Genomic DNA, 20232 nt, shown 5'->3' with positions numbered 1-20232 from the left:
GCCGCCCATCGCCCGGTCTTCACAATGCCCACCAACGCCGCCACCGCGGCCCCGAGAGTGAAGCCACGACGTGACGTTCCGCCTGCTGCCCGCGACCCGCCGGGGTCGCCTGATACTGATCGCCCTGCTCGCCCTTGCCGTTGCCGCAGCCGCCTGGTGGCTGCTGCGCAAGCCCGCCGCCCCGGCGGTGGCGACCACGCCCGCCAGCCGTGGTGACATCGAGCAGACGGTGGAAGCCACCGGCGTGATCGACGCCTACAAGCTGGTCAGCGTCGGTGCCCAGGCCTCGGGCCAGATCAAATCGCTGAAGGTGCAGCTGGGCGACACCGTGAAGGAAGGCGACCTGATCGCCGAGATCGACGCCACCACCCAGCAGAACCAGGTGCTCAATGCGCAGGCCTCGCTGGACCAGGTCACCGCCCAGCGCGCCGTGCAGCAGGCCACCCTGCGCCAGGCCGAACTGGAATTCGCGCGCCAGCAGCAGATGCTGGCCGCCGAGGCCACCTCGCGCCAGGAATACGATGCCGCCGAGGCGCAGCTGAAGACCGCCCGCGCCCAGCTGCAGTCCTACGAGGCGCAGATCAAGGGCCGCGAAACCGAGCTGGGCACCGCCCGCGCCAACCTGGCCTACACCCGCATTACCGCGCCGATGGACGGCACCGTGGTGGCGGTGGTGGCCGAGGAAGGTCGCACCGTGAACGCCAACCAGACTGCACCGACCATCGTCATGCTGGCGCGGCTGGACGTGGTCACGGTCAATGCCGAGATCTCCGAGGCCGACGTGGTCAAGATCAAGGCCGGCATGCCGGTGTACTTCACCACCCTGGGTGACCCGGATCGCAAGTACCACGCCACGCTGCGCCAGATCAATCCGGCGCCGGCCTCGATCGCCAACGAGAGTTCGTCCAGTTCCAGCAGCTCGTCCAGTTCCAGTTCCAGCAGCGCGGTCTACTACAACGCGTTGTTCGACGTGGAGAATCCGGATGGCACCCTGCGCATCGACATGACCGCGCAGGTCTCGGTACTGCTGAAGCAGGCCAAGGGCGTGCTGATGGTGCCGGCGGTGGCACTGGGGCCGAAGCGCCGTGGCGACGAGCGCATGGTGCGGGTGCTGGACGACAAGGGCCAGCCGCAGCCGCGCAAGGTTACCGTGGGCATCAACAACGGCGCCTCGGCCGAGATCCTGTCGGGACTGAAGGAAGGCGAGCGCGTAGTGGTCGGCGAAGCCGGTGCGGCCGGTGCCAGCGCCGGCGGCGGCAACCGCGGCGGCATGCAGATGCGGGTCGGCGGCCCGGGCATGGGGCGCCGATGAGCACGACGGCGCCGCTGCTGCGCCTGCGTGACCTGCGACGCGAATTCCCGGCCGGCGACGATGTGATCGCCGTGCTGCGTGACGTCAACCTCGACATCCACGCCGGTGAGATGGTGGCCATCGTCGGCCAGTCCGGCTCAGGCAAGTCGACGCTGATGAACATCCTCGGCTGCCTCGATCGTCCCACCCGTGGCAGCTACCAGGTGGCCGGCCGCGAAACCGGGAAGATGGAGCCGGACGAGCTGGCCGAACTGCGCCGCGAGCATTTCGGCTTCATCTTCCAGCGCTACCACCTGTTGGGCGACCTCGATGCACGCGGCAACGTGGAAGTGCCGGCGGTGTACGCCGGCAGCCCCGGCCCGGTGCGCAACGCGCGTGCCGAACAACTGCTGCAGCGGCTGGGCCTGAGCGACCGCATGCACCACAAGCCGGGCCAGCTGTCCGGCGGCCAGCAGCAGCGCGTGTCGATCGCCCGTGCCCTGATGAACGGCGGCGAGGTGATCCTGGCCGACGAACCGACCGGCGCGCTCGACACGAAATCCGGCGAGGAAGTGATGGCGATCCTCGGCGAGCTGCACGCCGAAGGCCACACCATCATCATCGTCACCCACGACATGAGCGTGGCCGAACACGCGCAGCGCATCATCGAGATCCGCGACGGCGAGATCATCGCCGACCGCGCCAACCCGAATGCACCGACCTACCGCGCGCAGCGCGAGGCCAGCACCGGCGTCGCCCGCGGCAACAGCTGGCGGGCCGCGCGCGACCGCTTCACCGAAGCATTCCGCATGGCGTTGCTGGCGATGAATGCACATCGGCTGCGCACCTTCCTGACCATGCTCGGCATCATCATCGGTATCGCCTCGGTGGTCTCGGTGGTGGCGCTGGGCAACGGCTCGCAGCAGCAGATCCTGCAGAACATCAGCGCGCTCGGCACCAACACCATCGATGTCTACCCCGGCCGTGGTTTCGGCGACATGCGCTCGGCCCGCGTGCAGACGCTCAAAGCCAGTGATGCCGATGCGCTGGCCCGGCAGAGCTACGTCGACAGCTCCACGCCCAGCGTGTCGACCTCGGTCACCGCGCGTTACCGCAACCAGTCCTCCACCGCCCAGGTCAGCGGCGTCGGCGAGCAGTTCTTCCGGGTCAAGGGCGTGACCCTGCTCAGCGGCAGCTTCTTCGATGCCGATGCAGTGAAGGGCCTCGGCCAGGTGGCGGTGATCGACGAGAACACCCAGGCCCAGTTCTTCCCCGATGTCGATCCGATCGGCCAGGTGATCCTGCTGGGCAACGTGCCGGCGCGCGTGGTCGGCGTGGCCAAGCGCCAGAGCTTCGGGTTCGGTGGCAGCACCAGCCTGAGCGTGTGGCTGCCGTACACCACGGTGATGTCGCGCATGCTCGGCCAGAGCCACGTGTCCAGCATTACCGTGCGCGTGGACGACGCCACGCCGATGGACGCCGCACAGGAAGCGATCACCCGACTGTTGACGATGCGCCATGGCACCGAGGACTTCTTCCTCAGCAACAGCGCCGAGATCCGCCAGACCATCGAGCAGACCACGCGCACGATGACCCTGCTGATCGGCGCCATCGCCGCCATCGCACTGCTGGTCGGTGGTATCGGCGTGATGAACATCATGCTGGTGTCGGTGACCGAGCGTACCCGCGAGATCGGCGTGCGCATGGCCGTCGGTGCACGGCAGAGTGATATCCGCCAGCAGTTCCTGATCGAAGCAGTGCTGGTGTGCCTGCTCGGCGGCGTGCTCGGCATCGGCCTGGCCCTGCTGCTGGGCTCGATGATCGGCCGCTTCGCCAGCGACTTCCAGGTGCTGTTCTCCACTGCCTCGATCGTTGCCGCGTTCGCCTGCTCGACCCTGATCGGCGTGGCGTTCGGCTTCCTGCCCGCGCGTAACGCCGCGCAGCTCGACCCGGTGGAGGCCCTGGCCCGCGAATGAAGATGATGACCCGACTGCCCTTCCCTGCCCCCTCGCGCCTGTTGCTGGCGGGCGCTGTACTGCTCGCTCTGTCAGGCTGCGCATCGATGGGCCGCTATCCGGTGCAGGCCCCCGACGTGGCGGCGACCTACGGTCGTGGCGATGCCACCCTCAATGCGCCCGCCGACGATCCGCGCAGCAGCCTGGATACTCCGGGCCGCGACATCCGCCAGGACACCTGGTGGACCGGTTTCGGCGATGAACGTCTCGACCGTCTGGTGGCGCAGGCGCTGGCCGCCAACAGCGATCTTGCCGCCGCTGGCCTGGCCGTGCAGCGTTCGCGCCTGCAGGCCGGCCTGGCCAGCAACGCGTTGTGGCCGCAGCCTTCGTCTTCGGGTGTGAGTGGTAGCGCCAGCCGCGCCACCGACCAGGCCGACGACTGGCGCCGCAGCTATTCCACCGGCGTCTCGCTGGGCTGGGAAGTGGACCTGTGGGGCCGCCTGCGCACCCAGCGCGACATCGCCCGCTGGGAAGCCGAGGCCAGCGAGGAAGACCGGCAGAACACCGCGCTGCTGGTGATCAGCGACACCATCAACCAATACTGGAACCTGGCCTATCTCAACCAGTCCATCGCCACCGGCCAGGCCAACCTGGAGCGGCTGGAACGTACCCGCGAACTGGTCCAGGCCCGCTTCGACGCCGGTGCAGTATCGCGCCTGGAAGTACGCCAGGCACTGCAGAACCTGCAGTCGCAGCGTTCCTCGCAGAGTGCGCTGGAACAGCAGCGGGTGGAGGCCCGCAATGCACTGACCGTGCTGCTGGACGGCACGCCCTGGCCGCAGCAGGACGAACCGCAGGACCTGCTCGGCGCACGCAGCCCCAGCATCGCGGAGGGCCTGCCGACCGACCTGCTCGGTCGCCGTCCCGACCTGCGCGCGGCCGAACTGCGCCTGCGCAACAGCCTGAAGACCATCAAGGTGACCGCTACCCAGTACTACCCGGCGCTGAGCCTGACCGGCAGCCTCGGCTCCAGTGCAACGTCGCTGGGTGACGTGCTGCGCAACCCGGTGGCCACGCTGGGCGCCGGCCTGTCGCTTCCGTTCCTCAACCTGCAGCGCGCGCAGCTGGATACCGATATCGCCGGCACCGCCTACCAGATCGCCGCGACCAATTTCCGCAAGACGCTGTATACCGCGCTCTCGGAAGTGGACAACGCGCTGTCGGCACGCGAGCAGCTGGCGCGCCAGGTGGCGGCCTCGCAGGCTTCGTACGACGAAGCGGTGGAAGTGGAACGGGCGCAGGAAGTGCGCTACCGCGTGGGTGCCACCGACCTGCGCACCTGGCTGGAAGCGCAGCAGACCCGGCGCGATGCCGAGCTGTCGCTGGCGCGCGTGCGCCAGGGCCAGCTGAACAACGACGTCACCTTGTTCAAGGCACTGGGCGGCAGCGCGGGGTGAGGCGGCAAGAGCGCCAACCAAGGTTGGCGACTACCGGTAGGTGTCGACCTTGGTCGACACGGCCGATCCACGCCATGCGTGAATCGGATCGCCGGTAGCGCCGGGCCATGCCCGGCGAAGCAATCCGCCGGGCATGGCCCGGCGCTACCGGAAAGCCGATCAACCGCGCTGGCGCACGGCCTCGAACAGGCTGACGCCGGCAGCGACGGAGACGTTCAGGCTCTCGATCTCGCCCGGCATCGGGATCTTGACCAGGCCATCGCAGTTCTCGCGGGTCAGGCGGCGCAGGCCATCGGCTTCACCGCCCAGCACCAGCGCGATGTTGCCCTTCAGGTCCAGCTGGTACAGCGAGGCGGTGGCTTCGCCGGCGAGGCCGTAGATCCACACGCCCTGCTTCTGCAGGTCCTTCAGGCAGCGCGACAGGTTGGTCACCGCCACCACCGGGATCAGATCGGCGGCACCGGCCGAGGTCTTGCGCACGGTAGCATTGACCGTGGCCGACTTGTCCTTGGGGATGATCACGGCAGTCGCGCCGGCGGCAGCCGCCGAGCGCAGGCAGGCACCGAGATTGTGCGGGTCCTGCACCTCGTCCAGCACCAGCAGCAGGGCCTTGCCCTCGGCTGCAGTGACCAGGCCTTCCAGCTCGTTCTCGCTGTAGGTGCGGGCGGCGGCATAGCGCGCGGCCACGCCCTGGTGGCGTACCGAACCGCCGACACCGTCCAGCGCCTGGCTGTTCACCTTGCGCACGTCGATGCCCTTGCGGCGGGCGTTTTCCTCGATCTCGGTCAGGCGCGGGTTCTTCGCACCGGCCTCGACCAGCACTTCGCGGACGTTCTCGGCGTCGTTCTCGATGGAGGAGGCGACGGCGTTGACGCCGACAATCCACTGGCTGTTCTTGCTCATGCGGGCGGGGACCGGAAAGGGGGTGGCTATGGTAGAGCATCGGCGCCGACCGCGCTGCGCGCTCGCCGGGCACGGCCCGGCGCTACCCGCAGCTCAGCCTTCGGCGGAGCGGCTGCGCGGCGGCCAGTGCGGGGTGTCGTGGTCGGGGTGCTGGTGGGACACGATGGTGGCCAGGAACTCCAGCGCCGCGACGTCTTCCTCGGTACGTCGCGCCGGCTGGCTGGACAAACTGTCGACGAACGGCAGCTTGCGCTCCACCCCGTACTGGATGGTCGGTGGCAGGCGTTCCGGCTCGTCGAAGGCACCGGCGGCCACGGCCACGCCATCCGGGGCTTCGTAGGTCAGGGGCGTTCCGCAGTCGGCGCAGAAGCCACGCCGCACCACGTTGGACGACTGGAAATAGCGTGGCTGGCCGCGGGTCCAGCTGAACTGCACGCCGCGCACCGACACCAGCGGCGCATAGTAGGCACCGAAGGCCTTCTGGCACATCCGGCAATGGCAGATCGAGCTGTCGGTCAGCTCGCCTCGCGCCTGGAAGCGGATCGCGCCGCACTGGCAGCCGCCGCTGTATTCGGGTTGGCCCTGCATTGTGAGTTCCTCCGAAACGTCGTGCCAACCAACGGTTGGCACCTATCGGGTGAGGTGGGTGCCGACCGGGTGAGGTGGATACCTACCGGGTGAGGTGGGTGCCGACCGTTGGTCGGCACACCTTTCAATACTGCTTCTTGGCGCGCTTGGCCGGCTTGCCACGCTCGGGCAGCGGCGGCAGGCCATCGCCTTCATCCTCACCCTTGTGCTCGACCAGGCGGAAGTCGATCTTGCGCTCTTCCATGCTGGCCTTCAGCACCAGGATGCGCACGCGATCACCCAGCCGGTAGCTGCTGCCACGGCGCTCGCCGGTCAGCGTCTTGCGGGTCGCGTCGAACTTGTAATAGTCCTGCGGCAGCTGGGTCACATGGACCAGGCCCTGCACCTTTGACTCGTCCAGTTCCACGAACAGGCCGAAGCTGGTCACGCCGCTGATCACGCCATCGAACTGGCCGCCTACGTGCTTTTCCATCCACGCGGCGCGGTAGCGCTCGTCGACCTCGCGCTCGGCCTCATCGGCACGGCGCTCACGCTCGGAGCACTGCAGCGCCAGCGCAGCCATCTCGCGTGCGTTGTAGGTGAACTTGTCCAGCGGCTTGCCGGACAACGCGTGCTTGATCGCGCGGTGCACCAGCAGGTCAGGGTAGCGACGGATCGGCGAGGTGAAGTGCGCGTACGCCTCCAGCGCCAGGCCGAAGTGACCGTGATTCTCCGGGCTGTAGATCGCCAGACTCTGGCTGCGCAGCAGCACCGATTCCAGCAGCGTGGCATCGGGGCGATCCCGGATCTTCTTCAGCAGCTTGGTGTAATCGCCCGGACGCACCTTGGACCACGGCGGCAGGCTCAGCTTGAACTCCTTGAGGAATTCCAGCAGGTCGGCGTACTTGGTTTCCGGCGGCTTCTCGTGGATGCGGTACGGGGCCGGCACATGGCGCGACAGCAGGTACCTGGCCGCCTCGACGTTGGCCGCGATCATGCATTCCTCGATCAGCTTGTGCGCGTCATTGCGCACCAGCATGCCGGCCTGGGTGACTTCACCGCGGTTGTCCAGCACGAAGCGCACTTCGCTGCTTTCGAACTCGATGGCGCCGCGCTTGGCACGTGCCTTGGACAGCACCTTGTACAGCTGGTGCAGGCGCTGCACCTGCGGCAGCAGGTCGCCCATCCAGGCCTTGGTATCGGCATCGTCCTCGCCCACCGCCTTCCACACCTGGGTGTAGGTCAGGCGCGCGTGCGAGTTCATCACCGCTTCGTAGAAGCGCGAATGCGTGACCAGGCCGTCGCGGTCGATCTGCATGTCGCAGACAAAGCACATGCGGTCGACCTTCGGCATCAGCGAGCAGATGCCGTTGGACAGCGTCTCCGGCAGCATCGGCACCACGAAGCCCGGGAAGTACACCGAGGTGGCGCGCTTCTGCGCCTCCTCATCCAGGGGCGTGCCGGGGCGCACGTAGTTCGAGACATCGGCAATCGCCACCACCAGGCGGAAACCCTCGGCATTCGGTTCGCAGTACACCGCGTCGTCGAAGTCCTTGGCATCCTCGCCATCGATGGTGACCAGCGGCGTGCTGCGCAGGTCGACGCGGTCGCCGATCATCGCCGGTTCGACCACCAGCGGTACCGAGGCGGCTTCGTCCAACACTTCCTGCGGGAACTCGAACGGCAGCTCATGACCGTGGATGGCGGTTTCCACCACCAGCGAGGCGGTCAGCTTGTCGCCGAGCACGGCGATGATGCGGCCGATCGGCGGGCGGCGGCTGTCCGGCGCCTGGGTCAGTTCACAGACCACCAGCTGGCCATCGCGCGCACCACCGGTCTGGTCCGGCGGCACCTGCACGTTGCGCTGCACGCGCTTGTCGTCGGGCACCACGTAGTTGATGCCCATCTCGATGCTGAAGCGGCCGATCAGGCGGGTCATGCCGCGCTCGAGCACGCGGGCGATGCTGCCTTCGCGACGGCCACGATGGTCGATGCCGGTCACACGGGCCAGCACCTTGTCGCCGTGCATGACCTTGCGCATCTCATACGGCGGCAGGAACAGGTCGTCACCGCCCTCGACCGGGCGCAGGAAACCGAACCCTTCCGGGTTGGCGATCACCACGCCAGTGACCAGATTCAGGGTCTGGATCGGGGCGAAACCGCCGCGACGGTTCTGCACCAACTGGCCGTCGCGGACCATGGCACCGAGCCGGCGCGACAGCGCCTCGGCCCGGTCCGGCGCGGTCAGGCCCAGGCGCGCGCCCAGTTCTTCGGCGGTCTGCGGCCCTTCGCAGCGCTCCAGCAGGGCCAGGATGGCCTCGCGGCTGGCGATGGGCTGTTCGTACTTCTCGGCTTCGCGGGCGGCATAGGGATCGTCGATCACCTTGCCGGTCGGCGGCAGCTTGCGGCCCGGGGCCGGGCCCGGAGCGGCGGCATCGGCGCTGCGGACCTTGCGACCACGCGGTGGTGCGCCGCCTTCATTCAATTCGGGGAACCAGCCCGGCAACGGCTTGCCCGGCTTGGTGGTGCGGGCCGTGCCCGCCTTGGCGCCCTTCTTCGGGGCCTGGCTGCGGGAGGTGCTCCCGCCCTTGCTTGGTTTTTTGGTAGTCATCGCCCTACATGGTAGCCGCTGACGGCGTGCAGAACGGGTCAGCGGCTGTCTTGAAGGCCTTGCATGAAAAATATTCAGGAAGTCGTTGACAGCCTGCGGATTCATCTTCACAATTGCGCCTCTGGAACGCCCAGGTGGCGGAATTGGTAGACGCACTAGTTTCAGGTACTAGCGGGTAAAACCGTGGAGGTTCGAGTCCTCTCCTGGGCACCAACGAAAAAACTCCTCGCTTCGGCGGGGATTTTTTTTGCCTGTAATCCGGCCCTGAGGCTCGACTCTTTCTCCTCCAGGAAGGAACTCCGACCCGGTATCGGCAATGATCTTCACAAGGGTGTTGACACCCCCGTAACAACACCCCATAATCTCGCTCCTCGACGCCCAGGTGGCGGAATTGGTAGACGCACTAGTTTCAGGTACTAGCGGGTAAAACCGTGGAGGTTCGAGTCCTCTCCTGGGCACCACGTCGAGAATGAGAAAAACCCGCGAAAGCGGGTTTTTTCATGCCCGTGATTCGGCATCGCCGCGACCGGCGGCCGGCATCACAACAGCGGCCGCAGCACCAGCTCCAGCCCGAGCAGCAGCAGGAAACCCAGGAAGCAGGCGCGGAACACCCGCGCACTGATGCGCTGCCGGATCACCTGCCCCAGCCACATGCCCAGCAATGCCGGCAGCACCGCCAGCGTACTCAGCCCCAGCTGCTGGATGCCGAATGCGCCGTGCAGCACCAGGCCAGTGGTCAGCGAAATCGTCGACACAGTGAACGCCAGTCCCAGCGCCTGCACCAGCTCCTCGCGCTGCAACCCCAGCGACTGCAGGTACGGCACCGCCGGCATCACGAACACGCCGGTGGCGCCGGTCACCACACCCGACAACGCCCCCACCAGCGGCCCCAGCCATCGCTCGCGCCGCTGCGGCACGCGGAACACCGGCGCAAGCAGGGCATAGGCCGCATAAACCACCAGCGCAACGCCCAGCGCAACACGCGACCAGGTGCGATCGACCCGCACCAGCAGCGCTGCCGAACCCAGCGTCACCACCACCACGGCCAGCATCATCGGCCACAGGCGCCGCACGATGTGGCCCAGTGAGGGGCCGGACAACAGCTGCCACGCATTGGTGACGAAGGTGGGGATGAACAGCATCGATGCCGCCGCCACCGGCGACAGCGCGCCACCGAGCAGACCCATCGCCACTGTCGGCAAGCCCATGCCGGTCACGCCCTTGACCACACCGGCCAGCACGAACACCACCACCAGCAGCACGTAGAAGTACATCGATTCATTCATGCCTTCATTGGATCGGCCGGCCGCTCGGCGCACAATGCGGTCTTCCCGGCCTCGCCTTCGGCTGATCCGAAGGCGCAGGCGTTGCGATGAGGGCATCACATGCGGATGGATATCGCCGACCTGCGCCTGTTCCTGGCCATTGCCGAGGCGGGCAGCATCACGGCCGGTGCCGCGCAGGCAAACCTGGCACTGGGCTCAGCCAGTGAGCGCCTGCGCACGATCGAAGCCGATGCCGGTACCCCGCTGTTGAACCGGCACCCACGCGGCGTCAGCCTGACCGAAGCCGGTGCCGCGCTCGCCCACCATGCACGCTTGATCCTGCAGCAGCAGGCACAGCTGCGCGGTGAACTGCAGGCGTTCGCGCACGGTGCGCGCGGCACCCTGCATCTGTATGCCAACACCGCAGCGCTGACCAACTACCTGCCTTCGCGGCTCGCACCATGGCTGGCCGAACGCCCGCGCCTGCACGTGGAACTGCTGGAGCGCACCAGCCCTGAAGTCGTGCGTGCGATCAGTGCTGGCCAGGCCGAGGCCGGCATCATCAGCGATGCCGTCGACGCTGCCGGCCTGCAGCAGCATGTGGTCGCCGAAGATCCGCTGGTGATGCTGCTGCCCGAAGACCACCGCTTCGCATCGCGGCGCAGCGTGGCCTTCACCGATGTTGCCGGCGAGACCTTCGTCGCACTGGCCGATGGCAATGCACTGCAGACCTACATCGAGGACCAGGCGCGCGACATCGGGCGGCGCCTGGATGTACGCATCCGCATGAAGACCTTCGAAGGCGTATGCATCATGGTCGGCCACGGCATTGGTGTCGGCATCGTGCCGCGGACCATCGCCCGCCAGCATCGGCGCAACACGCATACCGTCGCCGTACCGCTCGCCGATGCATGGGCACAGCGCCGCCTGTGCGCCTGTTTTGCCGAGTGGGCGCAGTTGTCATCGGCGATGCGCAGCCTGCTGCTTCACCTGGGCGTACAGCCGCAGAAAAAGGTGTGAAATGTTGTTGACACATCTTCTGTCGCTCCCCATAATTCATCTCCTGAGTCGCCCAGGTGGCGGAATTGGTAGACGCACTAGTTTCAGGTACTAGCGGGTAAAACCGTGGAGGTTCGAGTCCTCTCCTGGGCACCATGACTCAAGATGATCAAACCCGCGAAAGCGGGTTTTTTCGTTTCCGGGGTTTGGCGAGCCTGGCATCGCATCTACCGCTGGAACTGTCGTATCTAGCACCACCCGGCAGTCGCCTGCTGCTGCATACCGCCTCCCGGCGCGTCGTTACCAGACCTTGAACGGCCTCCTTTTGGGGCGCATTTCACGTCAGCCGTTCATTTCGTACTTTTCCTAGTCGAGATTTACCCGATTCCTTTTCGGTGGAAGGCAGATTTACAGAAGCCGGTTGCAGGTGTATCGCCACGACCTGACCAGCGCCCTCCCCCTTCCCCAAAGGACGCACCCATGCAGCGCAGCATCATCTGCCCTCACTGCCATACCGGCTCGAACCACGGCGTACGCGTATGCGTGGGATGCCAGGCCGAGGTCCACTACGGCGCATCGAAGGAGGCCGTAATGCTGGTCTTTGTTGCCGCCATCATCTGCGGCGCACTGGTCGGCAGCCGATTGCAGGCCACGGCTGGCTGGCTCACATGCGGCGCCGTACTTGTGGCGGGAATGTGGGCCATCTCCCGATTGTTCTGCGATCGGGTGGAGTTCAAGCGCGTCTATCGCACGCGCTGAACCTGCGCCACGGCAGGACCCCAAGGGCAGGGCCTGTGCGACCCGCGGTGCACAAACAAAAACCCCGCCTTGCGGCGGGGTCAAAATACAGCACGTGTTTCCAGGGAGTTTCAGTGTCCGCCACCGGCGGCCGCACCTGCGCCTGCGCCAAACGGCGGTTTGGCCAGCCACAGGAACGCGATGATCGCCAGGAAGATCCAGCCCAGCAGGAAGAAGATGTCGTTGAAGCCCATCTGCGATGCCTGGTGGTTGATCATGTTGTTCAGTACCGCTGCGCCATGTTGCAGGTCGCCCTGCCCCATCGCTGTCACCTGGTCCTGCATGCCCGGCTGATAGACCGAGATGTGCTCGGTCAGGTCGGCGTGGTGCACCTGGGTGCGCCGCGCCCACAGCCACGTCGTCAGCGACGCCGCGAAGCTGCCACCCAGCGTGCGCAGGAAGGTGGCCAGGCCTGAGCCCGCCGCGATCTCGCGTCCATCCAGGTCCGACAGCAGGATCTGCAGCACCGGCATGAAGAACAGCGCGACGCCGATGCCCATGATCAGCTGCACGCCCGCCACATGGTTGTAGTCCACCTGCAGGTTGAAGTTCGAACGCAGGAAGCTGGTCATCGACAACACAATGAACGCAATCGTAGCCAGCATGCGCATGTCGAAGCGCGATGCATACTTGCCCACGAACGGGGTCATGATCACCGGCAGGATGCCGATCGGCGCTGTCGCCAGGCCCGCCCAGATCGCGGTGTAGCCCATGTCACGCTGCAACCACTGTGGAATCAGCAACGCCACGCTGAAGAACGCCGCGTAGGCCACCACCATCGCCAGCGTACCGGCGCGGAAGTTCCGATGCCGGAACAGCTTCAGGTCGACGATCGGATCCTTGTCGGTCAGTTCCCAGATCAGGAACACCGTCAGCGTGACCACGGCCACACACGCCAGCACCACGATCTTCATCGACGAGAACCAGTCCTCGTCGTTGCCCAGGTCGAGCACCAGCTGCAGCGCACCGACACCGATCACCAAGGTGACCAGGCCGACGTAGTCCATCTTCGGCTTCTCGATGTGCTCCGGGCGCCCCTTCAGCTGGTTGCCCACAACGAGCGCAGCGAAGATGCCCAGCGGCACATTGATCAGGAAGATCCATTCCCAGCTGTAGTTGTCGGTGATCCAGCCACCGAGAATCGGGCCGCAGATCGGCGCCACCACCGTGATCATCGCCAGCAGCGCCAGTGCCTGCCCGCGTTTCTCCCGTGGATAGATCGAGACCAGCAACGACTGCGTGATCGGGTACATCGGGCCGGCCACGAAACCCTGCAGCGCACGCGACAGCACCAGCATGCCCATGCTCTGCGCCAGGCCGCACAGCAGCGAGGTGATGACGAAGGCCAGCGTGGCCCAGACGAACAGCTTGCGTTCGCCGAAGCGGCGGCTGAGCCAGCCGGTCAGCGGCAGCGCGATGGCTGTGCTGACCGCGAACGAGGTGATGACCCAGGTCGCCTGCTGCGAACTGGCGCCGAGGTTACCGGCGATGGTCGGCAGCGAGACGTTGGCGATGGTGGTGTCGAGCACCTGCATGAACGACGCCATCGCCAGGCCGACGGTGCACAGGGCGACGCTGGGCGGCAGGAACCCGGAGGCCGCACCCGGCGCCGCCGGGGCGCCCGGAGCACCGGGCGCGGCTGGAGCTTGTGCGGACATGGCGACCTCAGCCCACCTTCGCCTGCTGCGGCAGGTTGCCCTGGATGATCGTGTGGATCACCTCGTCGGCATCATGCAGCTGCTTGGCATACACGTCGGTGTCGAACACCGTGCCCTTGGCCGGGGTGCTCGGCAGCACTTCGCCCTTCTGGTCGCGCAGGCTCACTTCGGCCTTCATCGACAGGCCGATGCGCAGCGGGTGTTCGGCCAGCTGCTTGGCATCGATGGCGATGCGTACCGGCACGCGCTGAACGATCTTGATCCAGTTGCCGCTGGCATTCTGCGCCGGCAGCAGCGAGAACGCCGAGCCGGTGCCCAGGCCCAGGCTCTGGACGCGGCCCTTGTACTTCACGTCACCGGCATACAGGTCCGACTTCAGCTCCACTTCCTGGCCCAGGCGCATGTGGCGCAGCTGGGTTTCCTTGAAGTTGGCCTCGACCCACATCTGCTCGGTCGGCACCACCGCCATCAGGGCATTGCCCGGCTGCACGCGCTGGCCGACCTGCACCGAACGACGGGCGACGTAGCCGGTGACCGGCGCAACGATGCCGGCGCGGGCGTTGTTGAGGAAGGCCTGGCGCAGCTGCGCGGCGGCGGCCTGCACATCCGGCTGGGTGGCGATCACGGTATCGTCGACCAGCGCGCGGTTGCGCTCGACCGTCTCGCGCGAACCGGCCACGGCCGCTTCGGCAGCGGCCAGCTCATCGCGGGCGTGGGCCAGTTCTTCGTTGGAGATGGCGCCGGTGGCGGCCAGATCCTTGCGGCGGGCGAAGTCGTCGCGCACGCGCTTCAGGGTCACCTGGCGGGCGTTCAAGTCCGCCTGCGCACCTTCCACGCTGCGGTACAGGCCGCGGGTCTGGCGCACGGTCTTGGCCAGGTTGGCTTCGGCCTGCTGCAGGGCTACTGCGGTGTCGGACGGATCCAGCTGCACCAGCAGCTGGCCGCGCTCCACGCGCATGCCGTCATCGGCGTTGATGGCGACTACGGTACCGGCCACCAGCGGGGTGATCTGCACCTGGTTGCCCTGCACGTAGGCGTCGTCGGTCTCTTCGAACCAACGGCCGAACATGAAGTACCACAGCGCCAGTGCGGCAAGCAGCAGCACGACGATCACGAACAGGCCGCGCAGCAGGTTGCCGCGGCGGTTGGGGGCGGCCGGGGCCGCAGTGTCTTGGGTCTGGCTCATGGCGGAAGTCTTCAGGAATGCGAGGAATCGGAATGGGAGGCGATCGGTGCGCGGTCGGCGTCAGAGGGCTGGAAACCACCGCCCAGCGCCTTGCTCAGGCGCACCGAGGTCTGCACCTGCTGCGACTGCAGGCCGGCCAGCTGCTGCTGCGACTGCAGCAGGGTGGACTGCGCGGTCAGCACGTCCAGGTAGCTGCCGATGCCGGCGCGGTAGCGCTGCTGGGCCAGGTCGAAGGCCGAACGTGCGGTATCCACCGCCTGCTGCTGCGAATGCGCCTGCTGTGCCAGCGAACGCACCGCGTTGACCTGGTCGGCCACGTCGCGCAGTGCATCGAGCACGGTCTGGTTGTAGTTGGCCACCGCCAGGTCGTACTGCGCATCGGTGTTGGCCAGGTTGGCGCGCAGCTTGCCGCCTTCGAAGATCGGCAGGCTCAGCGCCGGTCCGATGTAGGCGAAGGTCGAACTGCTTTTCAGCAGATCGCCCACGTTCGGTGCGACGACGCCAGCCAGTGCGGTCAGGTTGAAGCTCGGGTAGAACTTGGTCCTGGCGACCTTGATCTGCTTGTCGGCCGCTTCCACGCGCCAGCGCGCGGCAACGATGTCCGGGCGACGACCCAACAGTTCGCTGGGCAGCACGCCCGGCAGCTGCAGCGCCATCGGATTCAACGCCTGCGGGCGCTGGATCGACAGGCCACGGTCCGGACCCTTGCCGACCAGCGCGGCCAGCGCGGTGCGGGCCGCATCGATGCGCTGCTGCGCGGCCTGCACCTGCTGCTGCGCGGCGGGCACGCGGGCCTCGGCCTGGCGCACCTGCAGATCACTGTCGATGCCGGCGCTGCGGCGTTGGCGGGTCAATTCCAGCGACTTCTGCGAGCGGCCCAGCTCTTCTTCGGCCACGTCATTGAGCTGCCATGCATACGCCAGGTCGGCATAGGCCTGGGTGATGCCGGTGGACAGGTTCAGGCGTGCAGCCTGGGCTTCGACAGTGGCGGCATGGGCGCCGTCCACGGCCGCTTCCCAGGCAGCGCGCTTGCCGCCCCACAGGTCCACGCCATAGCTGAAATCAAACGCGACCTGGCTGCTGCCAGCGTAATGGCCACCCATCTCGCTGCCGGCCATCGACTCGGGCAGGCGCAGACCGGTGTAACCACCGGACACCGACAGGCTCGGCAGGCGATCGGCACGCGCGGTACCGACCTGCGACTGCGCCTGGCGCAGGCGCGCATCGGCAGCGTCCAGGCTCGGGTGGCCAGCCAGGCCCTCGGCGACCAGCGCGTCCAGCTGCGCATCGCCCAGTGCCTTCCACCAGTCCTGCGCCGGGAAGCCGGTGGCGCTCAGGTCGGTGTCGGCCAGGGTGCGTTCGCTGTGCAGGCTGTCCACGTCGAGCACGTGGCCCTGCGGGTTGAGGCCACGACTGCTGGCGCAGGCGGCCAGGGCCAGGGCCAGCGCTGATACCAGCAGCGCGCGCCCGGACCGGCGGAGAGTGGATTGCGGGATCGGGTTCATGGGGTCGTCAGGGAATCGCGGATTCGGGTGAGGAGGGACAGCAGCTGCGTGCGCTCGTCGGCGGAAAGATCACGCAGGGCGTAATCCATCACCGCGTCGCCACGCAGCTTCAGCCGCGCCCACAGTGCGCGGCCTTCATCGGTCAGCACGATCTGCAGCGCACGCCGGTCCTGGGCATGCGGTTCGCGGCGGACGCAGCCCAGCGACTCCAGCTTGTCCAGCAGGCGGGTCACCGCACTGGGCACCTGGTCGATGGCCTGGGACAGCTCGTTGGCCGTGCACGGAGCCATGTTGGAAAGCACCTTCAACCCGATGTAATGGGTGAAGCCGATACCCAGGTCTTCTTCAGCCATGGACGCGTCGAGTTGACGGACCAGGCCATCGCGCACCTGGCGCAGCAGCAGGCCGAAGCTGGGGGGAGTGGTTGCAGGACAGATCATGGGGGAGCATTCTCTTCCAAAAAAAATATTTCTCAATGGAAATATTCGATCTGGCATCGAATGCTGTGTTGCAGCAGCGGGCTGGATCAACGAAGGCGCCTACCTTAATGATCTGGTCAGGTGGCCCGGTAGTACAATTCAGCCAATGGATGACACATTTCAGCCAGCGGATATGATGAACAAGGCAGAAATCCCCCCTCCCAAGCGGTTGCTGCGCGACGACGCCCTGGATTGGTTCGAGCGCAATGACGGGCCACCGGTTGTCGCCTTCCGCTTCGACAGCCCCTTGGGCCTGGTCCGTGAAGTGGACTGGCACCACCATCAGCGCGCGCAGCTGATCTGCGTCGAACGCGGCCTGTTGACCACCCGCACCTCGCACGGAACGTGGTCACTGGCGCCGGGCTCGGCCGGCTGGATGCCGCCGCTGGAGCCGCATACGGTCACCCTCGACGGCCCGCTGCGTGGCTGGGGCATGGCGCTGGCCGCACCGGCCTGCGCCACCCTGCCCGCCGATCCCTGCGTACTGGGCCTGTCCAAGCTGGCGCAGGCGCTGGCCGACCGCATCTGCGAATGGCCGCAGGGCTACGACACCACGCCCGAGCGCCAGCACATCATCGAGGTGCTGCTGGACGAGATCCGTACCGCGCCGCGCCAGCGCATGCACCTGCCGATGCCGCATGACCGGCGCCTGCTGAAGATCGCCTCGCAGCTGCTGGCCGACCCGTCCGACGAGCGCAGCCTGGCCGAATGGGCGCACTGGGCCGGACTGTCGCCGCGCAGCCTGACCCGCCACTTCCGCGACGAGACCACGCTCAGCTTCGCCCAGTGGCGGCAGCAGGCCCGGCTGTCCGAAGCCCTGCGCCAGCTGACCGACGGCCGCAGCGTGGCCGATATCGCCCACGCGCTGGGCTTCAGCAGCGCCAGCGCCTTCGTCACCGTGTTCCGCCGCCACTTCGGGCTGCCACCGGGGCGCTACCTGGCACGGGCCGGACACGGCCTGGAAACCGGGCTGGACCCTGCGCGCGGCTTGGCATCCCCCGCCGCATCCGGATAATCACAGGATTGCGAGCGGCGACCGCCGTCGCCGCCTCCCGACAACAGGTAACAACGCCGCATGACCGAACTTGCCCGCCCCGTGTTCCACGGATTCGAACAACTGCCGCTGCGCGAGTACGCCGAACGCGCCTACCTCGACTACTCGATGTACGTGGTCCTGGACCGCGCCCTGCCGTTCATCGGCGACGGCCTGAAGCCGGTGCAGCGCCGCATCATCTATTCGATGAGCGAGCTGGGCCTGAATGCCGCGTCCAAGCCGAAGAAGTCCGCGCGCACCGTCGGTGACGTCATCGGTAAGTACCACCCGCATGGCGACAGCGCGTGCTACGAGGCGCTGGTGCTGATGGCGCAGCCGTTCTCGTACCGCTACCCGCTGATCGAGGGCCAGGGCAACTTCGGCTCCAGCGACGACCCGAAGTCGTTCGCGGCGATGCGTTACACCGAATCCAAGCTGACCCCGATTGCCGAAGTGCTGCTGGGCGAACTGGGCCAGGGCACCACCGACTGGGCACCGAACTTCGACGGCACCCTGCAGGAACCGACCTGGATGCCGGCACGGCTGCCGCACCTGCTGCTGAACGGCACCACCGGCATCGCCGTGGGCATGGCCACCGACGTGCCGCCGCACAATCTCAACGAGATCGTCAGCGCACTGCTGCACCTGCTGGACAACCCCGATGCCAGCGTGCGCGACCTGTGCGAGCACGTGCAGGGCCCGGACTATCCGTCCAGCGCCGAGATCATCACCGCGGCCAACGATCTGCGGAACATCTACGAAACCGGCAACGGCAGCGTGCGCGCACGTGCGACCTTCACCAAGGAAGCACACAACATCGTGGTCACCGCGCTGCCGTTCCAGGTGTCGCCGTCGAAGGTGATCGAGCAGATCGCCGCGCAGATGCGCGCCAAGAAGCTGCCGTGGCTGGAAGACATCCGCGATGAGTCCGACCACGCCAACCCGGTGCGCGTGGTGCTGGTGCCGCGTTCCAACCGCGTCGACGCCGAGCAGCTGATGGGCCACCTGTTCGCGACCACGGACATGGAACGCAGCTACCGCGTCAACCTCAACGTGATCGGGCTGGACGGCCGTCCGCAGGTGAAGAACCTGAAGATGCTGCTCAGCGAATGGCTGACCTTCCGCAGCAACACCGTCACCCGCCGCCTGCAGCACCGCCTGCAGAAGGTCGAGCGCCGCCTGCACCTGTTGGAAGGCCTGCTGGTCGCGTTCCTCAACCTGGACGAGGTGATCCACATCATCCGTACCGAGGACGAACCGAAGGCGGCGCTGATCGCGCGCTTCGGCCTGTCCGACGACCAGGCCGAGTACATCCTGGAAACCAAGCTGAAGCAGCTGGCCCGCCTGGAGGAGATGAAGATCCGTGGCGAGCAGGACGAGCTGGCCAAGGAGCGCGAGAAGATCCTCGGCATCCTCGACAGCAAGGCCAAGCTGAAGAAGCTGATCCGCGACGAACTGACCGCCGATGCCAAGAAATTCGGCGACGCGCGCCGTTCGCCGCTGGTGCAGCGCCAGGCCGCGCAGGCCATCGACGAGACCGAGCTGGTGCCGAGCGAGCCGATGACCGTCGTGCTGTCGGAGAAGGGCTGGATCCGCGCCGCCAAGGGCCACGACGTCGATGCGTCCGCCCTGTCCTACCGTGATGGTGACGCCCTGCAGGGCGCGGTGCGTGCGCGCAGTACGCAGCAGGTCGCGTTCCTCGACAGCGAGGGCCGCGCCTACTCGACGCCGGTGCACACCCTGCCCTCCGCGCGTGGCAACGGTGAACCGCTGACCGGCCGCTTCTCGCCGGCCGCGGGCACCAGCTTCGTGACCCTGGCCAGCGCCGAGCCGGACACCCGCTTCGTGCTGGCCTCCACCCACGGCTACGGCTTCGTCACCCGCTTCGAGAACCTGATCGGCCGCAACAAGGCCGGCAAGGCGATGCTGAACCTGTCAGCCGGTTCGACCGTGCTGACCCCGTCGGTGGTGGCCAACGTCGCCACCGACCGCATCGTGGCGGTGACCAGTTCGGGCAACCTGCTGGCGATCGCCGCCAACGACCTGCCAGAACTGGACAAGGGCAAGGGCAACAAGATCATCGAGATCCCCAAGGCCAAGCTCGCCACCGAACGCGTGGTCGCCATCGTGGCGATCAGCCCGGGGCAGACCCTGCAGGTACGCAGTGGCCAGCGCACGATGGGCCTGAAGTTCAACGAGCTCGACGCCTACCTCGGCGCCCGCGCCACCCGCGGCCACCTGCTGCCGCGCGGCTGGCAGAAGGTCGAAGGCCTGTCGGTGGAATGAGGGCTGGGGGTCGGATCCCGTTCCGTCGGAACGGGCTCTGACCCCGGGCAACGTCCCTGGTAGGTGTCAACCTTGGTTGACACGCCTTGCCGGAGACCAGACACGAAAAAGCCGGGGCATTCCCCGGCTTTTTCGTTGTCGGCTGGCGGGCGGTGGAGCGGCTGGCTGGCGAAAGCTGGCTGGCGATGCTCCGGTGCTGGCGGGCGACAGAACGCTGTGCTTCTTCTGGTAGAGCCGAC

General features: G+C 67.0%; 15 protein-coding genes and 3 tRNA genes. 10 read left to right on the top strand and 8 right to left on the bottom strand.

What is annotated here, in order from left to right; translation table 11 throughout:
• The first annotated feature begins 70 nt into the window (after positions 1-70).
• Genes ACZK2R_RS06940 through ACZK2R_RS06930 form a run of 3 tightly spaced genes read left to right on the top strand, consistent with a single transcriptional unit; the run spans position 71 to position 4703 of the window.
• Positions 71-1312 (top strand): efflux RND transporter periplasmic adaptor subunit, encoded by a 1242-nt coding sequence (locus ACZK2R_RS06940; protein ID WP_180838437.1) that lies wholly within the window; start codon positions 71-73, stop codon positions 1310-1312.
• Positions 1309-3267, top strand: coding sequence for a MacB family efflux pump subunit (locus ACZK2R_RS06935; protein WP_180838436.1), 1959 nt, complete (start codon positions 1309-1311; stop codon positions 3265-3267). The genes ACZK2R_RS06940 and ACZK2R_RS06935 overlap by 4 nt, the downstream gene beginning before the upstream one ends.
• The gene (locus ACZK2R_RS06930) at positions 3264-4703 is read left to right on the top strand and encodes an efflux transporter outer membrane subunit (RefSeq protein ID WP_049463608.1); all 1440 of its coding nucleotides are present in this window, start codon (positions 3264-3266) and stop codon (positions 4701-4703) included. Before ACZK2R_RS06935 ends, ACZK2R_RS06930 begins: the two co-directional genes overlap by 4 nt.
• Before the next feature lie 159 nt (positions 4704-4862).
• Here the strand turns inward: ACZK2R_RS06930 and rlmB are convergent, their stop codons facing one another.
• From rlmB to rnr, 3 genes are all read right to left on the bottom strand, one after another.
• Positions 4863-5606 (bottom strand): 23S rRNA (guanosine(2251)-2'-O)-methyltransferase RlmB, encoded by a 744-nt coding sequence (gene rlmB, locus ACZK2R_RS06925; protein WP_005408775.1) that lies wholly within the window; start codon positions 5604-5606, stop codon positions 4863-4865.
• A gap of 93 nt (positions 5607-5699) precedes the next feature.
• Positions 5700-6194, bottom strand: a complete 495-nt coding sequence (locus ACZK2R_RS06920) for a GFA family protein (protein WP_125893872.1) — start codon at positions 6192-6194, stop codon at positions 5700-5702.
• A 124-nt stretch (positions 6195-6318) separates the two neighbouring features.
• Positions 6319-8784 carry a ribonuclease R gene (gene rnr / locus ACZK2R_RS06915; RefSeq protein ID WP_125893870.1) on the bottom strand — a complete coding sequence of 822 codons (2466 nt, stop codon included), beginning with the start codon at positions 8782-8784 and terminating at the stop codon, positions 6319-6321.
• 128 nt (positions 8785-8912) lie between these two features.
• Between rnr and ACZK2R_RS06910 the strand changes: the two genes are divergently transcribed.
• Both ACZK2R_RS06910 and ACZK2R_RS06905 read left to right on the top strand, forming a co-directional pair.
• Positions 8913-8997, top strand: a tRNA-Leu gene (locus tag ACZK2R_RS06910).
• A gap of 163 nt (positions 8998-9160) precedes the next feature.
• Positions 9161-9245: transfer RNA gene (locus tag ACZK2R_RS06905), tRNA-Leu, on the top strand.
• A gap of 78 nt (positions 9246-9323) precedes the next feature.
• Here ACZK2R_RS06905 and ACZK2R_RS06900 read toward each other — a convergent pair.
• Positions 9324-10070, bottom strand: a complete 747-nt coding sequence (locus ACZK2R_RS06900; protein WP_107433349.1) for a sulfite exporter TauE/SafE family protein — start codon at positions 10068-10070, stop codon at positions 9324-9326.
• A gap of 99 nt (positions 10071-10169) precedes the next feature.
• Here ACZK2R_RS06900 and ACZK2R_RS06895 point away from each other — a divergent pair, with 99 nt between their 5' ends.
• The 3 genes from ACZK2R_RS06895 to ACZK2R_RS06885 all read left to right on the top strand — a co-directional run bounded on the left by ACZK2R_RS06895 (position 10170) and on the right by ACZK2R_RS06885 (position 11807).
• Positions 10170-11069, top strand: coding sequence for a LysR family transcriptional regulator (locus ACZK2R_RS06895; RefSeq protein WP_125893868.1), 900 nt, complete (start codon positions 10170-10172; stop codon positions 11067-11069).
• Between the two features lie 50 nt (positions 11070-11119).
• Positions 11120-11204 (top strand) — tRNA-Leu (locus ACZK2R_RS06890).
• A gap of 324 nt (positions 11205-11528) precedes the next feature.
• The gene (locus ACZK2R_RS06885) at positions 11529-11807 is read left to right on the top strand and encodes a hypothetical protein (RefSeq protein WP_125893866.1); all 279 of its coding nucleotides are present in this window, start codon (positions 11529-11531) and stop codon (positions 11805-11807) included.
• A 110-nt stretch (positions 11808-11917) separates the two neighbouring features.
• On the opposite strand, the gene emrB is transcribed toward ACZK2R_RS06885, so the two are convergent.
• From emrB to emrR, 4 genes are read right to left on the bottom strand one after another with little or no spacing between them, the layout of a single operon-like run.
• Positions 11918-13504: a multidrug efflux MFS transporter permease subunit EmrB gene (emrB, locus tag ACZK2R_RS06880; protein ID WP_032127920.1), complete on the bottom strand. Its 1587-nt coding sequence runs from the start codon at positions 13502-13504 to the stop codon at positions 11918-11920.
• 7 nt (positions 13505-13511) lie between these two features.
• Positions 13512-14690: a multidrug efflux MFS transporter periplasmic adaptor subunit EmrA gene (emrA, locus tag ACZK2R_RS06875; RefSeq protein WP_125893864.1), complete on the bottom strand. Its 1179-nt coding sequence runs from the start codon at positions 14688-14690 to the stop codon at positions 13512-13514.
• 11 nt (positions 14691-14701) lie between these two features.
• Positions 14702-16195, bottom strand: a complete 1494-nt coding sequence (gene emrC, locus ACZK2R_RS06870) for a multidrug efflux transporter outer membrane subunit EmrC (RefSeq protein WP_049463707.1) — start codon at positions 16193-16195, stop codon at positions 14702-14704.
• Positions 16192-16635 carry a multidrug efflux system transcriptional regulator EmrR gene (gene emrR, locus ACZK2R_RS06865; protein ID WP_125893862.1) on the bottom strand — a complete coding sequence of 148 codons (444 nt, stop codon included), beginning with the start codon at positions 16633-16635 and terminating at the stop codon, positions 16192-16194. The genes emrC and emrR overlap by 4 nt, the downstream gene beginning before the upstream one ends.
• A gap of 172 nt (positions 16636-16807) precedes the next feature.
• On the opposite strand from emrR, the gene ACZK2R_RS06860 reads away from it, so the two are divergent.
• Together ACZK2R_RS06860 and parC are read left to right on the top strand one after the other, a co-directional pair.
• Positions 16808-17689, top strand: a complete 882-nt coding sequence (locus ACZK2R_RS06860; RefSeq protein WP_180838123.1) for a helix-turn-helix domain-containing protein — start codon at positions 16808-16810, stop codon at positions 17687-17689.
• 60 nt (positions 17690-17749) lie between these two features.
• Positions 17750-19993, top strand: a complete 2244-nt coding sequence (parC, locus tag ACZK2R_RS06855; protein WP_121503835.1) for a DNA topoisomerase IV subunit A — start codon at positions 17750-17752, stop codon at positions 19991-19993.
• Positions 19994-20232: the final 239 nt, after the last annotated feature.

Source organism: Stenotrophomonas sp. 96582_Sma (genome assembly GCF_056480905.1).
Note: the sequence above shows the minus strand (reverse complement) of the source record. Positions and strands in the feature narration are given on the sequence as shown.